This is a genomic window from Microbacterium sp. CCNWLW41 (genome assembly GCF_037083505.1).
The window spans coordinates 1,419,887-1,435,961 of record NZ_JBAOJP010000001.1; the positions used below are offsets into that span (position 1 = coordinate 1,419,887).

The window sequence follows — 16,075 nt, forward strand, 5'->3', positions numbered from 1 at the left end:
CGCCCGTGCGCCCTCGGGTCGGACACACAAGTCCCCGAGTCTGCCTCATCCCGTCTGGACGACTCCCGGCCGTTTGCTGAACGGAACCTCAGAGCGGTTTCCCGCAGAAGTGCTGGTCCGGACGCCGGAAATCCACCTCTCGCCAGGGGATCAGACAAGAGGGGGCGGATGCCGATGCTCCCGGCATCCGCCCCTCCGACGCTTTTCGCTAGACCGTTCGGTGGGCGGCGTAGTACGCGAGCAGGGCGCGGGTCGAGGCATCCTGAGCCGCGATCGCCGACTCGTCGCCCTCGATCGCGGGCGCGATCTGCAGAGCGAGCTGCTTGCCGAGCTCGACGCCCCACTGGTCGAACGAGTTGACGCCCCAGATGACGCCCTGGGTGAAGGTGATGTGCTCGTACAGCGCGACGAGCTGACCGAGCACGGCGGGGGTCAGCGCGGGCGCGAAGATCGACGTGGTCGGCTTGTTGCCGGCGAAGGTGCGGGCCGCCACGAGCGCGCCTGTCGTGCCCTCTGCCTCCACCTCCGCTGCGGTCTTGCCGAACGCGAGCGCCTTCGTCTGCGCCAGGAAGTTCGACAGGAACAGCCCGTGCACGTCCCGGCCGCCGTCCTCGAGCGGGTACGCGGGGTTCGCGAAGGCGATGAAGTCGGCGGGGATCAGCCGTGTGCCCTGGTGGATGAGCTGGTAGAACGCGTGCTGCCCGTTCGTCCCCGGCTCGCCCCAGAACACCTCGCCGGTGTCGGTGGTGACGGGGGAGCCGTCCCAGCGGACCGACTTGCCGTTGGACTCCATCGTGAGCTGCTGCAGGTAGGCGGCGAAGCGGCTGAGCTGCTGGGCATAGGGAAGGACCGCGTGCGACTGCGCGCCCAGGAAGTTCGAGTACCAGACGTTGAGGAGGCCCATCAGCACGGGCACGTTGCGCTCGAGGGGGGTCGTGCGGACGTGCTCGTCGACGGCGTGGAAGCCGGCCAGGAGCTCGCGGAACACGTCGGGTCCGAGCTCGATCATGAGCGACAGCCCGATGGCGGAGTCCACCGAGTAGCGGCCGCCCACCCAGTCCCAGAAGCCGAACGCGTTCACCGGGTCGATGCCGAAGGCGGCGACCTTGTCGAGCGCGGTCGAGACCGCGACGAAGTGGTGGGCGACGGCATCCGTCTTCTGCTCCTCGGTGCCGTCGATCGCCCCGGAACCCTCGAGCCCGGCCCACAGCCAGTCCCGGGCGAGGCGCGCGTTCGTCAGCGTCTCGAGCGTGGTGAACGTCTTCGACGCGACGATGAAGAGCGTCGTCTCGGGGTCGAGGTCCTTCGTCTTGCTCGCGAGGTCGAAGGGGTCGATGTTCGACACGAAGCGGGCCTGGATCCCGGCCGTCGCGTACGGCTCGAGCGCGGCCGAGATCATGACGGGACCGAGGTCCGATCCGCCGATGCCGATGTTGACGATGTGCGTGACCTTCTTGCCGGTCACGCCGTTCCACTGGCCGGAGCGCACCCGGTCGGCGAAGGCGGTCATCGCCGTCAGCACGGACTGGACGTCGGCGTCGATGTCCTGCCCGTCCACGACGAGGGCCGGATGCGCGCCCGCGGGGCGCCGCAGCGCCGTGTGGAGCACCGCGCGGTCCTCGGTGGTGTTGATGTGCTCACCGGCGATCATCGCGGCGTAGCGCTCGGCCACCCCCGTCTGCTCCGCCAGGCGCACGAGGGCGGCGAGGATCTCGTCGGTGACGAGGTTCTTCGACAGGTCGACGTGGAGGTCGGCCAGCTCGAAGCTGAGACGCTCCGCGCGGCGGGGATCGATCGCGAACCACTCGCGCAGGTCGGGGGCGAACGAGTCGCGGAGGGAGCTGAGCTCGGCCCAGGCGGACGTGGCGGTGGCATCGACGGGAGCAGTCACGCCACTACCGTACTCGCGCCGGTCGGCGGCACGGTTTCGTGTTGCTCACGGCCGGATCGTGTGCGTTGTGAGTCCGACCTCCCGTCCGTCGGTGCGCTTCCGGGCCACCCGGACGTGTCGCATCCCGCTGCTCGACGGTGTGCCGACGCGATCGTCCGTCGGGGCTCGGTAGCGTTGCGGCGTGGCGGTGAGTCAGTCCCGGAGGGCTCGAGCGGCGCGCCGGCGTGCCCGTCGCGTCGCCGCGGCCGACAACGACCTGAGCGTCCAGGAGTGGCAGGCGCTCCTGGAGGCGTGGGGCGCGTGCGCCTACTGCGGCACGGCAGTGGGCCCGTTCCAGAAGGACTGCGTGCTGCCGATCTCGCGCGGCGGCCGGTACACGTTCGAGAACGTCGTGCCGGCGTGCCGCTCGTGCAACGCGAGCAAGTGCAACGACGAGGTGACGGGGTGGCTGCGTCGCAAGCGTCTGGACGAGCGGGCCTTCCTGCTCCGTCACATCGAGGTGCTGGCCGCGTGGCGGGCATCGGCGACGGTGGTCGAGGCGCCGGCCGGCGCGCCGGGGGGCCGACGCGCCGGCTCTGAGGCTCCGGAGCGCTCCTGAGCATCGACCTCCGGCCCGCCGGGGTGCGCGAAGCGGCCCGCGCGTCCGGGTCGCGCGGGTCGCTCCGCGGGGATGCCCGCTACTGCGCGGCGTACCCGCCGTCGACCAGGTGGTAGCTCCCGCTGACGAAGGTCGCGGCATCCGACGACAGGAACGCGACGAGGTTCGCGACCTCCTGCGGGTCCCCGAGGCGACCGAGCGCGTGCTTGGCCGCGAGGGCCGCCTGCGCGTCGGCGTCGAGGTTGGCGTCGACGAGCGGCGTGTGGATGAAGCCGGGCCCGACGGCGTTGACGCGCACGCCCTGGGCGCCGTACTCCAGCGCGGCGTTCTTGGTGAGTCCGACGACGCCGTGCTTGGCGGTGACGTACGCCGACGACATCGGGATGCCCACCGAGCCGAGCACCGATGAGATGTTCACGATCGACCCGCCGCCGTTCGCGGCGATGGCGGGGGCCTGCGCCCGCGTGCCGTAGAACACCGCATTCAGGTTGATATCGATGACCTTCTGCCACGAGTCGATCGGGTACTCGCCCATCGGCGCTGCCGCGCCGCCGATTCCCGCGTTGTTCACGGCGATCCGCAGCGGGGCCATCGCCTGGGCGGCGTCCACCGCTGCCTGTCCGGCGGCCGGGTCCGCGACGTCGCCCACGAACGCCGCGGCGGTGCCGCCGGCCTGGGCGATCTCCGCGACCACGGCGTCGGCGGCTTCCTGTCGCACGTCGGCGACGAGGACGGCCGCTCCGTTCGCCGCGAGGGTGAGGGCGACCGCCCGGCCGATGCCGGACCCGGCGCCCGTGACGATGGCGGAACGCTCCGCGACATCGTACGTAGCCATGATTACCTCCGTTGGTGGCGTCATCGCGTGGCGCCCTGTGACTTTCCGACATGTGTCGGCTATACATGCCCTAACCTACACCTGTCGGAAAACATTCCCGGAGGCCTGATGGATCCCCGCAAGCGACGCAGCCGCGATCGCCTCTTCGCCGCGGCGCTGGACCTCGCCGCGGGAGAGCCCATCTCGCAGCTGACGGTCACCCGTATCGCCGCAGCCGCGCGCGTGCACCGCTCGACGTTCTACGAGCACGCCGACTCGCCGGAGCGGCTCGTCGAGGAGGCGCTCATGGCCGAGCTCGACGCTCTCCGGCGCGAGCTGATGGAGGACCGGTCGGATGCCGCGACCGCCCTCGCGACGGTGACCGAGGGTGTGCTCCGCCACATCCTGCGGCACGCCGACATCTACCGCCGCGAGCTGGCCGACGGCGGCGGAGCCCTGCACGCCATGCTCAGCCGCCATTTCCGAGGCACCACCGAGACGCTGCTCGCGCGCGGTCGCATCGAGCTCGACCTGCCGGTGAAGGACATGCCCGCCGCGACGGTGTCGGACGCGGCCGCCCGGTTCCTCGCCGACGGCACGGTCGGGGTCATCGGCGGCTGGCTGCGGCATCCGGATCCGCGGGTCGAGGACTTCCTGCGCGTGTACACCGCGCTGCTTCCCGCGTGGTGGCCGCACCGATCGGTCGCGTGAACGGCGGAGGACACCGGCGATCGCACCCCGGATCTACTCCTCGGAGACACCTCCGCGGCTGAGGAGCGCGATGCCGTCGAGCACCGCGCGCGTCGTCGCGGCGGCGCCGAGGACGCGGAAGTGGCCGGCCGTCGGCACGACGATGTTCGTCGCGCCGTCCAGCGCGCTGCCCTCGGGGATGTGCGGATCCCAGGGCCCGAAGACCGAGACGATGCGGCCGTTCACCGACGCGTCGCGCCCGAGGGTCACGATGGTCTCGTCGTCGGGGCGGAAGGCGCGGATGCTCGGGATCACGAAGAGACCCGCCAGCCGCGACCCGCCGAAGGGGGTCGCCACGGCCACGAGACCCAGCACGCCGAGGGGGCGGCCGTCCTCGGTGGTCGCGGCGGCCGCCGCCGCGGGGTCGCCGCCGGTGGCGGCCTCGACCGCCGCACGCGCCGCCGCGCCCGACGAGACGAGCAGGTGCTTGCCGATGAGCCCGCCCTTGCTGTGCGCCACGAGCACCCGGCCCGCGGGAGGAGGCGGCGTGTCGCTCAGGATCCGGCCCAGGATCTCGGCCGTGTGGGGGACGCCGCGTCGGTTGACGCCGAGGCCGTGCACCACCCGCACCCGGTGCCCCGCGCGGGCGAGGGCGTCGCCGAGGGGGCGCAGGAACGTCCAGTGCTCGTAGACGCCGGGCAGCAGATACACCTCCGGCAGTTCGGGGTCGTCCCGGCTCCACGCGGCCGGAGCCGGGCGGGGACGCCCGATGGCCCACGGGAGCGACAGCACCGCGAGCTGCCGTCGCGCCGCGTAGGCGTAGTCCGCCGCCCACCACAGCCCTCGGCGCACCAGCGAGTGCCGCGCGGTCGGGATCGCCTCGCGAGTGGCCGCCATGCGCGAAAGTCTAGGAGGGTGAAGCGGTGGGGTGGGCCGGCGCCGTCCCCGCGGGTGCGCCCCGGACGCCGGTGATCGCCGCCTCGACGACGTTCGCGGCGAGGGCGTCGATCACGCCCGGCGGCTGCCACCGGACCGGACCGTGCACGGCGATCTCGGCGAATCCGTGCACGGACGACCAGCAGGCCCACTCGGCGTAGGGGCGGCGATCGGCCGACAGCGCGCCGGAGTCGACCATCTCGTCGAGCGTCTGCATCAGGAGCCGGAACGGCGCCACGATCTCGTCGTCCAGCGTGACGATGCCGTCGTTGGCGTGCGTGTCCTGCGTGAAGAAGGCGGTCTCGAACCACCCGTTCTCGGCGCGGGCGAAGTCGATGTAGGCGAGACCGACGCGGCGGAGGCGCTCGATCGCGCGGTCGGCCGGCGCGAGGTCGGCGGGCGCGAGCGCGACGCGGTCGGCGATGGCGCGGGCGAGGGCGAGCTGCGCTTCGGCGGCGACGGCTCGCACGAGGGCGTCGCGGTCTCGGAAATGCCGGTACGCGGCGTTCGGCGACACGCCCGCCGCGCGCGTCGCCTCCCGGAGCGTCACGGCGCCCGGGCCGCCGGTGCGGGCGAGCTGCAGCCCCTCCGCGATGAGCGCACGTCGGAGGTCGCCGTGATGATAGGTGCGCGGTGTGATCATTGCGCCGCCCCGCTCGGGTGTGTACGGTGTGAACATTCCATGTGAACGGTGTCCACATTCACTGTATCGCCCACCCCCAGCCCCCACCGCGAACACGCCGGAGGACCCATGAGCCAGCCGACCCCGGGGCGTGCCGCGCGCTCCGACGAGATGGCGCAGCACACGCCGGGTGAGCGCACGCTGCGCGCGTTCTACCAGGTGCTCGTCAACACCGCGGTGGCCAACGTCACGACGAGCTATCTCTGGTTCGCCCTGACGTTCTGGGTGTACCTCGAGACCCGGTCGGTGCTGGCGACCGCGATCATCGGCGGCTCGTACATGCTCCTGGTCGCCGTGTTCGGCGTGGTCTTCGGCGTGATCGTCGACCGCATGAAGAAGAAGGCCGTGATGCTCCTGTCGAGCGTCGTCACGACGGCCGCCTACCTGGTCGCCGGCGCCCTGTTCCTCGCGTTCCCCGAGAGCACGCTGCTGGACTGGCAGGGGCCGTGGTTCTGGGTGTTCTCGGGCGTGATCCTCCTCGGTGGCGTGGTGGAGAACCTCCGCAACATCGCGCTGTCCACGACCGTGACGCTGCTCGTGCCGGCGGAGCGACGGGACCGGGCCAACGGCCTGGTGGGCGCCGTGCAGGGCATCGCGTTCATGGTGACCAGCGTGTTCTCCGGCCTGTCGATCGGACTCCTCGGCATGGGGTGGACCATCGCGATCGCGATCGCGGCGACCGGTGTGGCGCTCGTTCACCTGCTCTTCGTGCCGATCCCCGAGCGAGGCGTGGCGCACGTCGAGGGCGAGGCGCCGAAGAGCTTCGGCTTCCGCGGCGTCATCCCGGCGGTGATGGCCGTCCCGGGTCTGCTGGCCCTGATCCTGTTCGCCACCTTCAACAATCTCGTGGGCGGCGTCTTCATGGCTCTGATGGACCCGTACGGTCTGACGCTGTTCTCCGTCGAGCTGTGGGGGATCGTGCTGGGCGTGACGAGCTTCGGCTTCATCATCGGCGGTGCGCTGGTGGCCAAGTTCGGTCTGGGCAGGAACCCGGTCCGCACGCTGCTGCTCGTGAACATCGGCATCGCGCTGCTCGGCATGACCTTCGCGATCCGCGAGTGGTGGTGGCTGTACGCCCTCGGGATCCTCATCTTCATGAGCCTGATGCCCATCGCCGAGGCCTCGGAGCAGACCATCGTGCAGCGTGTCGTGCCGTACGAGAAGCAGGGGCGCGTGTTCGGGTTCGCGGCGAGCGTGGAGTCCGCCGCGGCGCCCGTGTCGGCATTCATCATCGGGCCGGTCGCGCAGTTCTGGCTCATCCCGTACATGGAGTCGCCGCAGGGGCAGGAGAGGTTCGGCTGGCTCCTCGGCGACGGCGAGGCCCGCGGCATCGCGCTCGCGTTCGTCGGCGCGAGCCTGCTGCTGCTCCTGGTCGTGCTGCTCGCCTTCTTCTCCAAGCCGTACCGCGACCTGTCCGCCGCGTACGCCGCGGCCCCGCCGTCACTGGCCACCGACGACGGTACGTCGGCCCTCGGCCCGCGCGACGAGGACGACGGGGCCGGGGGACCGGACCGCACGCTCGACGCGATCGGCGAGGCCGGAGAGGATCTGCGCTCGGGCCTGCGCTGACCGCGCGACGGCTCCCCCGAGGCAGCTCAGAGCTCGGGCGTGCGCGGCGGCACTGTCCGGCGCACGCGCAGAACCTCGAACGCGGACGCCCACGCCAGCAACGCGGCGTCGTCGTACGCGCGCCCGGCGATCGTCAGCCCGATGGGCATGCCGATGTCCGCCATCGTGCCCATCGGCACGGTCACCGTCGGGATGCCGAGGTGGCGGATCGCGAGGTTCCCGTTGGCGACCCACACCCCGTTGCGCCAGCCGAGATCGGCGGATGACACGTTCACGTCCATGTCCGCGCGGCCGACGTCGGCAACGGCCGGGAAGAGCACGGCATCCAATCCCTGCCGCGACATCCACTCCTCGAGGTCGAGGCGGCGGGTCTCCTCGAGACCGCGGATGCCGCGCTCGATCTCGGGGATGTCGGTGAACGACGCGTACGGGTGCTCGCGCACCTGTGCCGGGTACGTGGCGATGTCGTCGTCGAAACCGGTGTAGCGGTCGGGAAGCGCACCCTCGGGGTGGGGGTAGATGGCGGCGCCGTCGACGTCATCGAGCCGGTCCAGCGAGGGATCGCCGTTCGCCCGGAGGAAGTCGTCCCACGCCCAGGCCGAGAGGTCGACGATCTCGCGCCGGAGGAACTCCTCGGGCACGAGGCCGCGGGTTCTGATGGTCGGCGCGCCGGGGCGGTCGCCCTCGTAGTTCGTGACCGTGGGGAAGTCGACCTCCACGACCTCCGCGCCGGCGGCCTCGAGGTCGCGGCGCGCCTGCTCCCACAGCGACAGCACCGACGGGCGCGTCTCGATGGGGGTTCCGGTGGGGCCGCCGATGCCCCCGGCGGTCCCCGCCTCGGGGTCGGCGCCGATGTACATGCGCGGCACGCCGAACCGGCGCCCGGCCAGGGCGGCCCGCGCCGCATCCGCGTCGGGCGCCGCCAACGCGGGGTAGGACGCGGGGCGTGCGGCCGAGGCATCCGGGATCTGGATCCAGGGCTGCGCCCGCCAGAAGTCGCCCCGGGTCTCTGGGTCGTCGGCGACCAGGACGTCGAGGACTTCGAGCAGGTCGCGCATCGTGCGGGTGTGGGGGACGACGACGTCCATGGTGGGCACGAGCGGCCAGTTGCCGCGCACCGAGATGACGCCGCGCGAGGGCGTGTAGGCGCACAGCGCGTTGTACGAGGCGGGCGCGCGGCCGCTCGACCAGGTCTCCTCGCCGAGGCCGAAGGCCGCGAACGAGGCCGCCGTCGCGGTGCCCGAGCCGTTGGACGACCCCGAGCCGAACGCCGAGGTGAGGTAGTCGGCGCTGTAGGGGCTCTCGGCGCGCCCGTACACGCCCCGCTGCATGCCTCCGTTCGCCATCGGGGGCATGTTGGTGAGCCCGAGCAGGATGCAGCCGGCCCCGCGGAGGCGCTCGATCGAGAAGGCGTCCCGCCGGGCGACGAGATCCTGGAACGCGGGCGACCCCGCCGCCACGGTGAGACCCTTCGCCATGAACGAGTCCTTGGCGGTGTACGGGATGCCGTCGAGCGGACCCAGCGTGCGGCCTTCGGCGCGACGGAGATCGGATGCCGCCGCCTCGGCCCGCGCGTCGGGGTTGCGCACGACCACGGCGTTGAGGGCGGTCTCGGTGCCCGTGGCGTCGTACGCGTCGATGCGGGCGAGGTAGGCGTCGACGAGCTCGACGCTCGTCACGGCGCCGGACTCGAGGGCCTCGCGGAGCTCGGCGATCGTCTTCTCGACCACGGGGTACATCAGGTGTCACACCTGGGACTCATGGGGCCACGACCTTCGGCTGCTGCTGGGTGATGCAGTGGATGCCGCCACCGCCGGCGAAGATCTGGCGGGCGTCGACCGTCACGACGCGCCGACCGGGATACGCCGCCCCGAGGATCTCGCGCGCCTGGGCGTCGGCGCGCTCCTCGCCGAAGCCGCAGGCGATCACACCCCCGTTGACGACGAGGTGGTTGACGTAGCTGTAGTCGACGAAGCCCTCGTCGTCGCGGAGGGTCGCGGGGGCGGGCAGGTCGATGATCTCGAATGTGCGGCCGGCGGCATCCGTCTGCTCCGACAGGAATGCGTGCAGTTCGCGCGACACCCCGAAGTCCGGGTGCTCGGGGTTCTGCTGCACATGTAGGAGTACGCGGCCGGGCGTCGGGATCGTGGCCACGATGTCGACGTGCCCCTTCGTGCCGAACGCGTCATAGTCGCGGGTGAGGCCGCGGGGGAGCCACACCACCGTCGTGGCGCCGATGGTGCGGTGAAGCTCCGCCTCGACGCGGGCCTTGTCGGCGAAGGGGTTGCGGCGAGGGTCCAGCTGCACGGTCTCGGTGACGAGCACGGTGCCCTCGCCGTCGACGTGGATGCCGCCGCCCTCGTTCACCAGCAGCGAACTGACGAGGTCGGCCCCCACCAGCCCGGCCGTGAAGCGGGCGTGCTCGGCGGCCCTCGCCCACGACGCCCACGCCGGGGCTCCCCACCCGTTGAACACCCAGTCCACCGCTCCGAGCACGCCCGGGCGCTCGTCGTCGACGACGAAGGTGGGGCCGTGGTCGCGGAACCAGAACTCGTCGACCGGGGTCTCGACGACCTCGATCGCGGAGTCCAGCATGCGCCGCGCGCGCTCGGCCTTGGAGGGATCGGCGAGCATCGTGACCGGCTCGAAGCCGGCGACGGCGTTGGCCACGTCGCTCCATGCCGCGTAGAAGCGCTCCTGCTCGGCGGGATCGTCGCCCAGGGTGGGGCCCTCGTTCGGGAAGGCCATCCAGGTGCGCTCGTGCGGATCGCCCTCGTGCGGCATCCTCCACGCCATCGTCGTGGGTCCCTTCGTGTCGGCGATCGCCGCAGCGCGGCATCCGTGATCGTCCAGTGATCACTAGAGAAGATATCCATGCGCGAGCCGCCGGCACCACGAGGTTCGCCGCCCGGCCCGCTACCGCGAGCGGATGCCGCGGCGCAAGCCCCTCCAACCGCAGGGCGACCCGGTCGTACGGTCGGGGCAGTGGAAGGAGGGCACCATGACCAGCCAGCCCTATGACGGTCCCATGGACGACGACCGCGACGACGACACCATCCTCGACCCGCTGCTGCGCCCGGACGACGACGATCGCCCGCTGGACTCCGACATCGACGACGACCAGGTCGACAGCGCGGAAGCCGACGAGCGCGCAGCGCGCGAGGGCGAGATCGGCACGGACCAGCTCCCGTGACGACACCCGGCCCGGCCGCCCCGCCGTGCGGGATCCACGCCAGGATGGAAGCATGAGCGCGATCCCCACCGTGATCCTGAACGACGGAGCCTGGTTCCCCGAACTCGGCCTCGGCACCTACAACCTGCGGGGCGAGGAGGGGATCGCGGCCATGGTCGCTGCGATCGAAGCCGGCTACCGGCTGCTGGACACCGCGGTCAACTACGAGAACGAACGCGAGGTCGGCGAGGCGGTCCGCCGCAGCGGCGTCGCGCGCGACAAGATCCTCGTCGCGTCGAAGATCCCCGGCCGGCACCACGGGCGGCAGGAGGCCGTCGACAGCATCAAGGGGTCGCTGGACGCCCTGGGGCTGGACCGCATCGACCTGCATCTCATCCACTGGCCGAACCCGAGCGTCGGCCGGTACGTCGACACGTGGCGGGGCCTGATCGACGCCCGCACGCAGGGGCTGGTGCGCTCGATCGGCGTCTCGAACTTCACGGAGGAGATGCTCACCGAGCTCATCGAGGAGACGGGGGTCGTCCCCGCCGTGAACCAGGTGGAGCTGCATCCGTACTTCCCGCAGGAGGCGCTGCGCGCCTTCCACGCCACGCACGGCATCCGCACCGAGAGCTGGAGCCCGCTCGCGCGCCGCAGTGAGCTGCTCACCGAGCAGCTGGTGCAGGAGCTGGCCACCGTGCACGACGTGACGCCCACGCAGGTGGTCCTGCGGTGGCACACGCAGATCGGCAGCACGCCCATCCCGAAGTCGGTCGACCCCGACCGGCAGCGGGAGAACGCCGACATCTTCGACTTCGCCCTCACCGACGACCAGCTCGCCGCGATCAGCGGTCTGGAGCGCGGTCGGCTGTGGGACGGCGACCCCCTCACACACGAGGAGATGTAAGCCGGCTCACCCTCTCAGGCGTCAGGAAGGGCGTCCAGCCACTCGGTGTACGTCTGCGTGCCGTGCAGCGCGTCGGGGCCGGGGAGCAGCGCACCGGAGCGGAGCGCACGCCCCAGGGCGCCGGGGGTGTGCAGCTCGGGCAGCGGGCCGCGGTAGCCGATCGCGTGCGCGTACCGGTGCACCATGTCGGCCAGGCTCTCCTCGCGAGGACCGCCGAGGTCGGTGGCTCGACCTGCGGGATCGTGCTCGGCGAGGTCGACGAGGTGCCGCGCCACCTCGCGCACCGCGATCGGCTGCACGCGTCCGGTCGGGGCGACGTGGGCGCCGGCGTGCGTGCGGTGGAACATCATCGCCGCGTACTCGTGGAACTGCGTCGTGCGCAGGATCGTCCACGGCACCGCGCCGCGCGAGACGAGCCGTTCCTGCGCGAGCTTTCCGGCGTAGTAGCCGTCCGGCGCCGCCTCGGCCCCCACGATCGTCAGCGCGAGGTGATGCGGCACGCCGGCCGCGCGCTCCGCCGAGAGCAGGGTCTTCGTCACCCCCGCGAAGAACATCACCGAGACGTCCGGCCTCGCCGTCACCACGTTCGTGACGTCGATCACCGCGTCCACCCCTTCGAGGGCCGGACCGAGCCCCGCGCCGCTCAGCAGCTCGATCCCGGCACTGCGTGACAGCGCGACGACCCGGTGACCCCGCTCGCGCGCGACCGCGGCGATGTGCGCGCCGGTCATGCCGGTGCCGCCGGCAATCGCGAGTCTCACGGATCCCCCTCGGGTGCGGGTCGTCTGGACTCCCCATCGTGACCGACGGCGGCCGATGCCGCGAGGCCCCGAGCGCGCCGCCCCGAGCCCGCCGCGCCGCAGCCGCAGCGACGTCGTGACGCCGTGTCAGCGGAGCGCGAGGTCGGCCGAATCCTCCAGCCAGTCGGCGAAGCTCAGGGTGCCGCGGTCCGCTCCTGGGCCCGGCAGGCCGAGGCCCGCCCGCATGGCCTTCATCTGCGCCCCGGGGAGGGAGACCGAGGGGACCCATCCTCGATGTCCGGCCCGGCGGGCATAGGCCTTCACCATCTGGTCGAGTCGCTCCTCCCGCGGCCCGGCGAGGTCGGCCACGCGGCCGCGCGCAGGGCCGGTCGCGAGCTGCGCCAGGCGGGCTCCCACCTCCCGGGCGGCGATCGGCTGCACCCGCGCCCGCGGGGCCACATGAAGCGGGCCCAGCGTCGCGCGGTCGTACAGCTGCGCGGCGAACTCGTGGAACTGCGTGGCGCGCAGGATCGTCCAGGGCACGTCCCCCGCTTCGACCAGCCGCTCCTGCGCCAGCTTGCCGGCGTAGTAGTCGTGCGGCATGCGCTCGATCCCGACGATCGACAGCACGACCAGCCGTGCGATGCCCAGCCGCTGCGCCGCGTCGAGAAGGCTGCCGGTGGCGGCGTGGAAGAACCGGGTCGCCGCCTCGGCCGACAGCGCGGACACGTTCGCGACGTCCACGATCGCCTCGACCCCCTCGAGCGCGGCGGTGAGCCCCGAGCCGGTGGTGAGATCCGTCCCCCTGCTGCGGCTGAGCACGACGGGCTCGTGGCCGTCGCTCCTCAGCGCGTCGACGACGTGGACGCCCACGGTCCCGGTGCCTCCGGCGACTGCGATCCTCATGACATGTCTCCTCTCGTCCCGCGCGGTCGACGGGAACCTCTCGCCTCTTCGACGACGCAGCACGACAGAATGTGACATGTCGCGCCGCAGACCCGCGTGAGGAGGACGGATGCCGCCCATCGACGTCGACGGCGAGCGGGGGAACCTGCTCGCCGTGTGCTACCGGATGCTGGGCACGGTCGCCGACGCCGAGGACGCGGTGCAGGAGACGTACGTCCGCTGGCTGCGGCTGCCCGAGGAGGATCGCGCCGCGATCCGCAACCCCGGAGCGTGGCTGACGCGCGTCGCGGGCCGCGTCTGCCTCGACATGCTGGGGTCGGCGCGCGCCCGGCGTGAGCGCTACGTGGGGGAGTGGCTTCCCGAGCCGGTGCCGGAGGACTCGCCGGTCGCGGCATCCGTCCCCGTCGATCCGGCCGACCGCGTCGCGCTCGACGACTCGGTCTCACTGGCGCTGCTGGTCGTCCTCGAGTCCCTCACGCCCGCCGAGCGGGTGGCGTTCGTGCTGCACGACGTCTTCGGCGTGCCGTTCGACGAGATCGCCGCGACGCTCGACAGGAGCAGCGCCGCGGTCCGCCGGCTGGCCCTGCACGCACGGCGGAGGGTGCAAGAGCGGCGCGCCGGAGACGCCTCGCGCGCGGAGCACGATGCCGTCGCGCGGGCCTTCGCCGCCGCGACCACCACCGGCGACCTCGACGCGCTCGTCTCGGTGCTCGATCCCGGCGTGGTGCTGCGCTCCGACGGCGGCGGGCGCGCCTCGGCGGCGCTGCGGCCCGTCGCAAGCGCCGATCGCGTGGCGCGGTTCCTCCTCGGGCTGCCGCGTCTCGAGCCGGACGCCGTCCTCCACGCGGTCCAGACGCCCGACGGCCTCGGATTCCTGGCGACGCTCCGCGATGAGCCGAGCGCACACTTCACGCTCCGGGTGCGCGACGGCCGCATCACGGACGTCTACATCATGCGCAACCCCGACAAGCTCACGCAGTGGTCGTGAGGCGGCGGCCGGCCCTCGGTTAGCGTGGAGGGCATGGCGACCCCCACCGGCTCCACTGCGTTCGCTTCGCTGACCGACTACATCGCACTGCCGAGGGTCGAGGGCATCGCTCTCTCGCCCGACGGCGCGACCGCCGTGCTCACGGTGGCCGCGCTGAAGAAGGACGGCACCGGCTACGAGCGGGCCCTGTGGGCGGTGCCCGCGACGGGCGGAGGAACGCCCCGCAGGCTGACCAGATCTGCCAAGGGCGAGGCGGGCGCCGCGTTCACCGCGAGCGGCGACATCCTCTTCGTGTCGGCGCGGCCCGACTCCGAAGGCGACGCCGACGACGAGTCGGGTCAGCTGTGGCTGCTTCCGGCGGCGGGCGGCGAAGCCCGGCCGGTCACGCGGCTCGCGGGCGGCGTCGACGGCATCGCGGCGACGGCCGAGGCGTCCGACGTGGTCGTCCTCTCGGCATCGCTCCTGCCGGGCGGGGACACGCTCGAGAGCGAGGCGGCGCTGCGCGCCCGGCGCAAGGAGAAGAAGGTCTCGGCGATCCTGCACGACGCGTACCCGGTGCGCTTCTGGGACCACGATCTCGGACCCGCCGAACCGCACCTGCTCGCCGTCGACACGGACGCCCTCGAAGACACGATCGCCGCCGCGGTGGCCGAGTCCGCCGCCGAGGAGGAGGAGCAGGCGGATGCCGCGGCCGGCGACGGCGCGGCGGCTTCGGCAAGCTCCGCCGGCACGCCCTACCCCGCCACCCTGCCCCGCCCGCGCGATCTCACACCGCGGCCGGGCCGCTCCGCCGACCACGCGGAGGCCGCGCTCACCCCGGACGGCGCCACGCTGATCGTCTCGCTCGAGCACCGCGAGCAGCGGGCGGGACGCCGCGTCATCGTGGCGATCGACACGGCGACGGGGGAGCGGCGCACGCTGTTCGACGAGATCGGCGTCGACTACGAGATGCCCGCGGTGAGCCATGACGGCAACCGGATCGCGTACCTCCGCACGGTGAAGTCGATGCCCGACGCCCCCACCGACTACGAGGTCTGGACCGCAGGCATCGACGGCGCCGGCGCCCGTCGCGTGGTCGCCGACTGGGATCGCTGGGCTTCGTCGCTGGCCTTCGACGCCGGCGACGCCGCCCTCATCGCGACCGCCGATGACGACGGCCGCGGACCGGTGTGGCGTCTCCCTCTCGACGGCGGCTCGGCCCAGAAGCTCACCGCCGACGACTTCGCGTACTCGAACGTCGCCGTCGACGGCCGCACCGGCGACCTCGTTGCCCTTCGCTCGTCGTGGGTGGTGCCGCCCCACCCCGTGCGCATCGCGCGGGACGGCGACGTGACCCCCCTCGCGACACCGGCCGCGGCGCCCGTCGCACCCGGGTCGATCACCGAGGTCGAGACCACGGCCGAGGACGGCGCGCGCGTGCGAGGCTGGCTGCTGCTGCCCGACGGCGCGTCCGCGGATGCCCCGGCGCCACTGCTGCTGTGGATCCACGGCGGCCCGCTCAACAGCTGGAACGCGTGGAGCTGGCGCTGGGCGCCGCTGCTCGCCGTCGCCCGCGGCTACGCCGTGCTGCTGCCCGATCCGGCGCTGTCGACGGGTTACGGCCTGGACTTCATCGCGCGTGGCTGGAACAGCTGGGGCGGCAAGCCCTACACCGACCTGCTGTCGATCACGGCGGCGGTGGAGTCCCGCGACGACATCGACCAGACCCGCACCGCCGCGATGGGCGGTTCCTTCGGGGGCTACATGGCGAACTGGGTGGCCGGCCACACCGACCGCTTCCGGGCGATCGTCACGCACGCGAGCCTGTGGGCGCTCGACCAGTTCGCCGGCACGACCGACAACTCCGAGTACTGGCAGCGGATCTTCACGAGCGAGGCGATGGAGCAGAACTCGCCGCACCGGTTCGTGCGCGACATCCGCACACCCCTCCTGGTCGTCCACGGAGACAAGGACTACCGCGTGCCGCTCGGCGAGAGCCTGCGCCTGTGGTCCGACCTGGCCGAGCACCACGCGGACGAGGACGGCCGCATGCCGCACCGCTTCCTGTACTTCCCCGACGAGAACCACTGGGTCCTGAAGCCGCAGCACGCCGTGATCTGGTACGAGACGGTGTTCGCGTTCCTCGCCGAGCAGCTGCGGGGCGAGGAGTTCCAGCGGCCCGAGCTCCTGGGGTAGCCCGCCG

15 protein-coding genes are annotated in these 16,075 nt (G+C 72.3%); 7 read left to right on the forward strand and 8 right to left on the reverse strand.

Going from position 1 to position 16,075, the window contains the following annotated elements; translation table 11 throughout:
- Positions 1 to 208 precede the first annotated feature (208 nt).
- Positions 209 to 1,891: a glucose-6-phosphate isomerase gene (gene pgi, locus V6R91_RS06220; RefSeq protein WP_336394710.1), complete on the reverse strand. Its 1,683-nt coding sequence runs from the start codon at positions 1,889 to 1,891 to the stop codon at positions 209 to 211.
- Between the two features lie 181 nt (positions 1,892 to 2,072).
- Here pgi and V6R91_RS06225 point away from each other — a divergent pair, with 181 nt between their 5' ends.
- Positions 2,073 to 2,489: an HNH endonuclease gene (locus V6R91_RS06225; protein WP_336394711.1), complete on the forward strand. Its 417-nt coding sequence runs from the start codon at positions 2,073 to 2,075 to the stop codon at positions 2,487 to 2,489.
- A gap of 79 nt (positions 2,490 to 2,568) precedes the next feature.
- On the opposite strand, the gene V6R91_RS06230 is transcribed toward V6R91_RS06225, so the two are convergent.
- On the reverse strand, positions 2,569 to 3,324 hold the full coding sequence (locus V6R91_RS06230) for an SDR family NAD(P)-dependent oxidoreductase (RefSeq protein ID WP_336394712.1): 756 nt from the start codon (positions 3,322 to 3,324) through the stop codon (positions 2,569 to 2,571).
- Positions 3,325 to 3,432: 108 nt separating this feature from the next.
- Between V6R91_RS06230 and V6R91_RS06235 the strand changes: the two genes are divergently transcribed.
- Complete coding sequence (locus V6R91_RS06235) at positions 3,433 to 4,014, forward strand: TetR/AcrR family transcriptional regulator (protein WP_336394713.1); 582 nt, start codon at positions 3,433 to 3,435, stop codon at positions 4,012 to 4,014.
- 33 nt (positions 4,015 to 4,047) lie between these two features.
- Here the strand turns inward: V6R91_RS06235 and V6R91_RS06240 are convergent, their stop codons facing one another.
- Both V6R91_RS06240 and V6R91_RS06245 read right to left on the reverse strand, forming a co-directional pair.
- Positions 4,048 to 4,890, reverse strand: a complete 843-nt coding sequence (locus V6R91_RS06240) for a hypothetical protein (RefSeq protein ID WP_336394714.1) — start codon at positions 4,888 to 4,890, stop codon at positions 4,048 to 4,050.
- Between the two features lie 10 nt (positions 4,891 to 4,900).
- Positions 4,901 to 5,572: a TetR/AcrR family transcriptional regulator gene (locus tag V6R91_RS06245; RefSeq protein ID WP_336394715.1), complete on the reverse strand. Its 672-nt coding sequence runs from the start codon at positions 5,570 to 5,572 to the stop codon at positions 4,901 to 4,903.
- A gap of 108 nt (positions 5,573 to 5,680) precedes the next feature.
- On the opposite strand from V6R91_RS06245, the gene V6R91_RS06250 reads away from it, so the two are divergent.
- A complete protein-coding gene (locus V6R91_RS06250; RefSeq protein WP_336394716.1) occupies positions 5,681 to 7,180 on the forward strand; it encodes an MFS transporter in 1,500 nt (499 codons plus the stop codon).
- Positions 7,181 to 7,206: 26 nt separating this feature from the next.
- On the opposite strand, the gene V6R91_RS06255 is transcribed toward V6R91_RS06250, so the two are convergent.
- Together V6R91_RS06255 and V6R91_RS06260 are read right to left on the reverse strand one after the other, a co-directional pair.
- A complete protein-coding gene (locus V6R91_RS06255) occupies positions 7,207 to 8,919 on the reverse strand; it encodes an amidase (RefSeq protein WP_336394717.1) in 1,713 nt (570 codons plus the stop codon).
- Positions 8,920 to 8,938: 19 nt separating this feature from the next.
- Positions 8,939 to 9,976 carry an agmatine deiminase family protein gene (locus V6R91_RS06260; protein WP_336394718.1) on the reverse strand — a complete coding sequence of 346 codons (1,038 nt, stop codon included), beginning with the start codon at positions 9,974 to 9,976 and terminating at the stop codon, positions 8,939 to 8,941.
- 205 nt (positions 9,977 to 10,181) lie between these two features.
- Between V6R91_RS06260 and V6R91_RS06265 the strand changes: the two genes are divergently transcribed.
- Together V6R91_RS06265 and V6R91_RS06270 are read left to right on the forward strand one after the other, a co-directional pair.
- Positions 10,182 to 10,373: a hypothetical protein gene (locus V6R91_RS06265; protein ID WP_336394719.1), complete on the forward strand. Its 192-nt coding sequence runs from the start codon at positions 10,182 to 10,184 to the stop codon at positions 10,371 to 10,373.
- Positions 10,374 to 10,425: 52 nt separating this feature from the next.
- Entirely contained in the window at positions 10,426 to 11,259 is an 834-nt protein-coding gene (locus V6R91_RS06270) for an aldo/keto reductase (RefSeq protein ID WP_336394720.1), read from the forward strand.
- Between the two features lie 14 nt (positions 11,260 to 11,273).
- Here V6R91_RS06270 and V6R91_RS06275 read toward each other — a convergent pair whose 3' ends face one another.
- Both V6R91_RS06275 and V6R91_RS06280 read right to left on the reverse strand, forming a co-directional pair.
- Positions 11,274 to 12,020: an SDR family oxidoreductase gene (locus V6R91_RS06275; RefSeq protein ID WP_336394721.1), complete on the reverse strand. Its 747-nt coding sequence runs from the start codon at positions 12,018 to 12,020 to the stop codon at positions 11,274 to 11,276.
- Between the two features lie 126 nt (positions 12,021 to 12,146).
- Positions 12,147 to 12,905, reverse strand: coding sequence for an SDR family oxidoreductase (locus V6R91_RS06280; protein ID WP_336394722.1), 759 nt, complete (start codon positions 12,903 to 12,905; stop codon positions 12,147 to 12,149).
- 109 nt (positions 12,906 to 13,014) lie between these two features.
- Here V6R91_RS06280 and sigJ point away from each other — a divergent pair, with 109 nt between their 5' ends.
- Together sigJ and V6R91_RS06290 are read left to right on the forward strand one after the other, a co-directional pair.
- On the forward strand, positions 13,015 to 13,893 hold the full coding sequence (gene sigJ / locus V6R91_RS06285) for an RNA polymerase sigma factor SigJ (RefSeq protein ID WP_336394723.1): 879 nt from the start codon (positions 13,015 to 13,017) through the stop codon (positions 13,891 to 13,893).
- A gap of 33 nt (positions 13,894 to 13,926) precedes the next feature.
- Positions 13,927 to 16,068 carry a S9 family peptidase gene (locus V6R91_RS06290; RefSeq protein WP_336394724.1) on the forward strand — a complete coding sequence of 714 codons (2,142 nt, stop codon included), beginning with the start codon at positions 13,927 to 13,929 and terminating at the stop codon, positions 16,066 to 16,068.
- Positions 16,069 to 16,075: the final 7 nt, after the last annotated feature.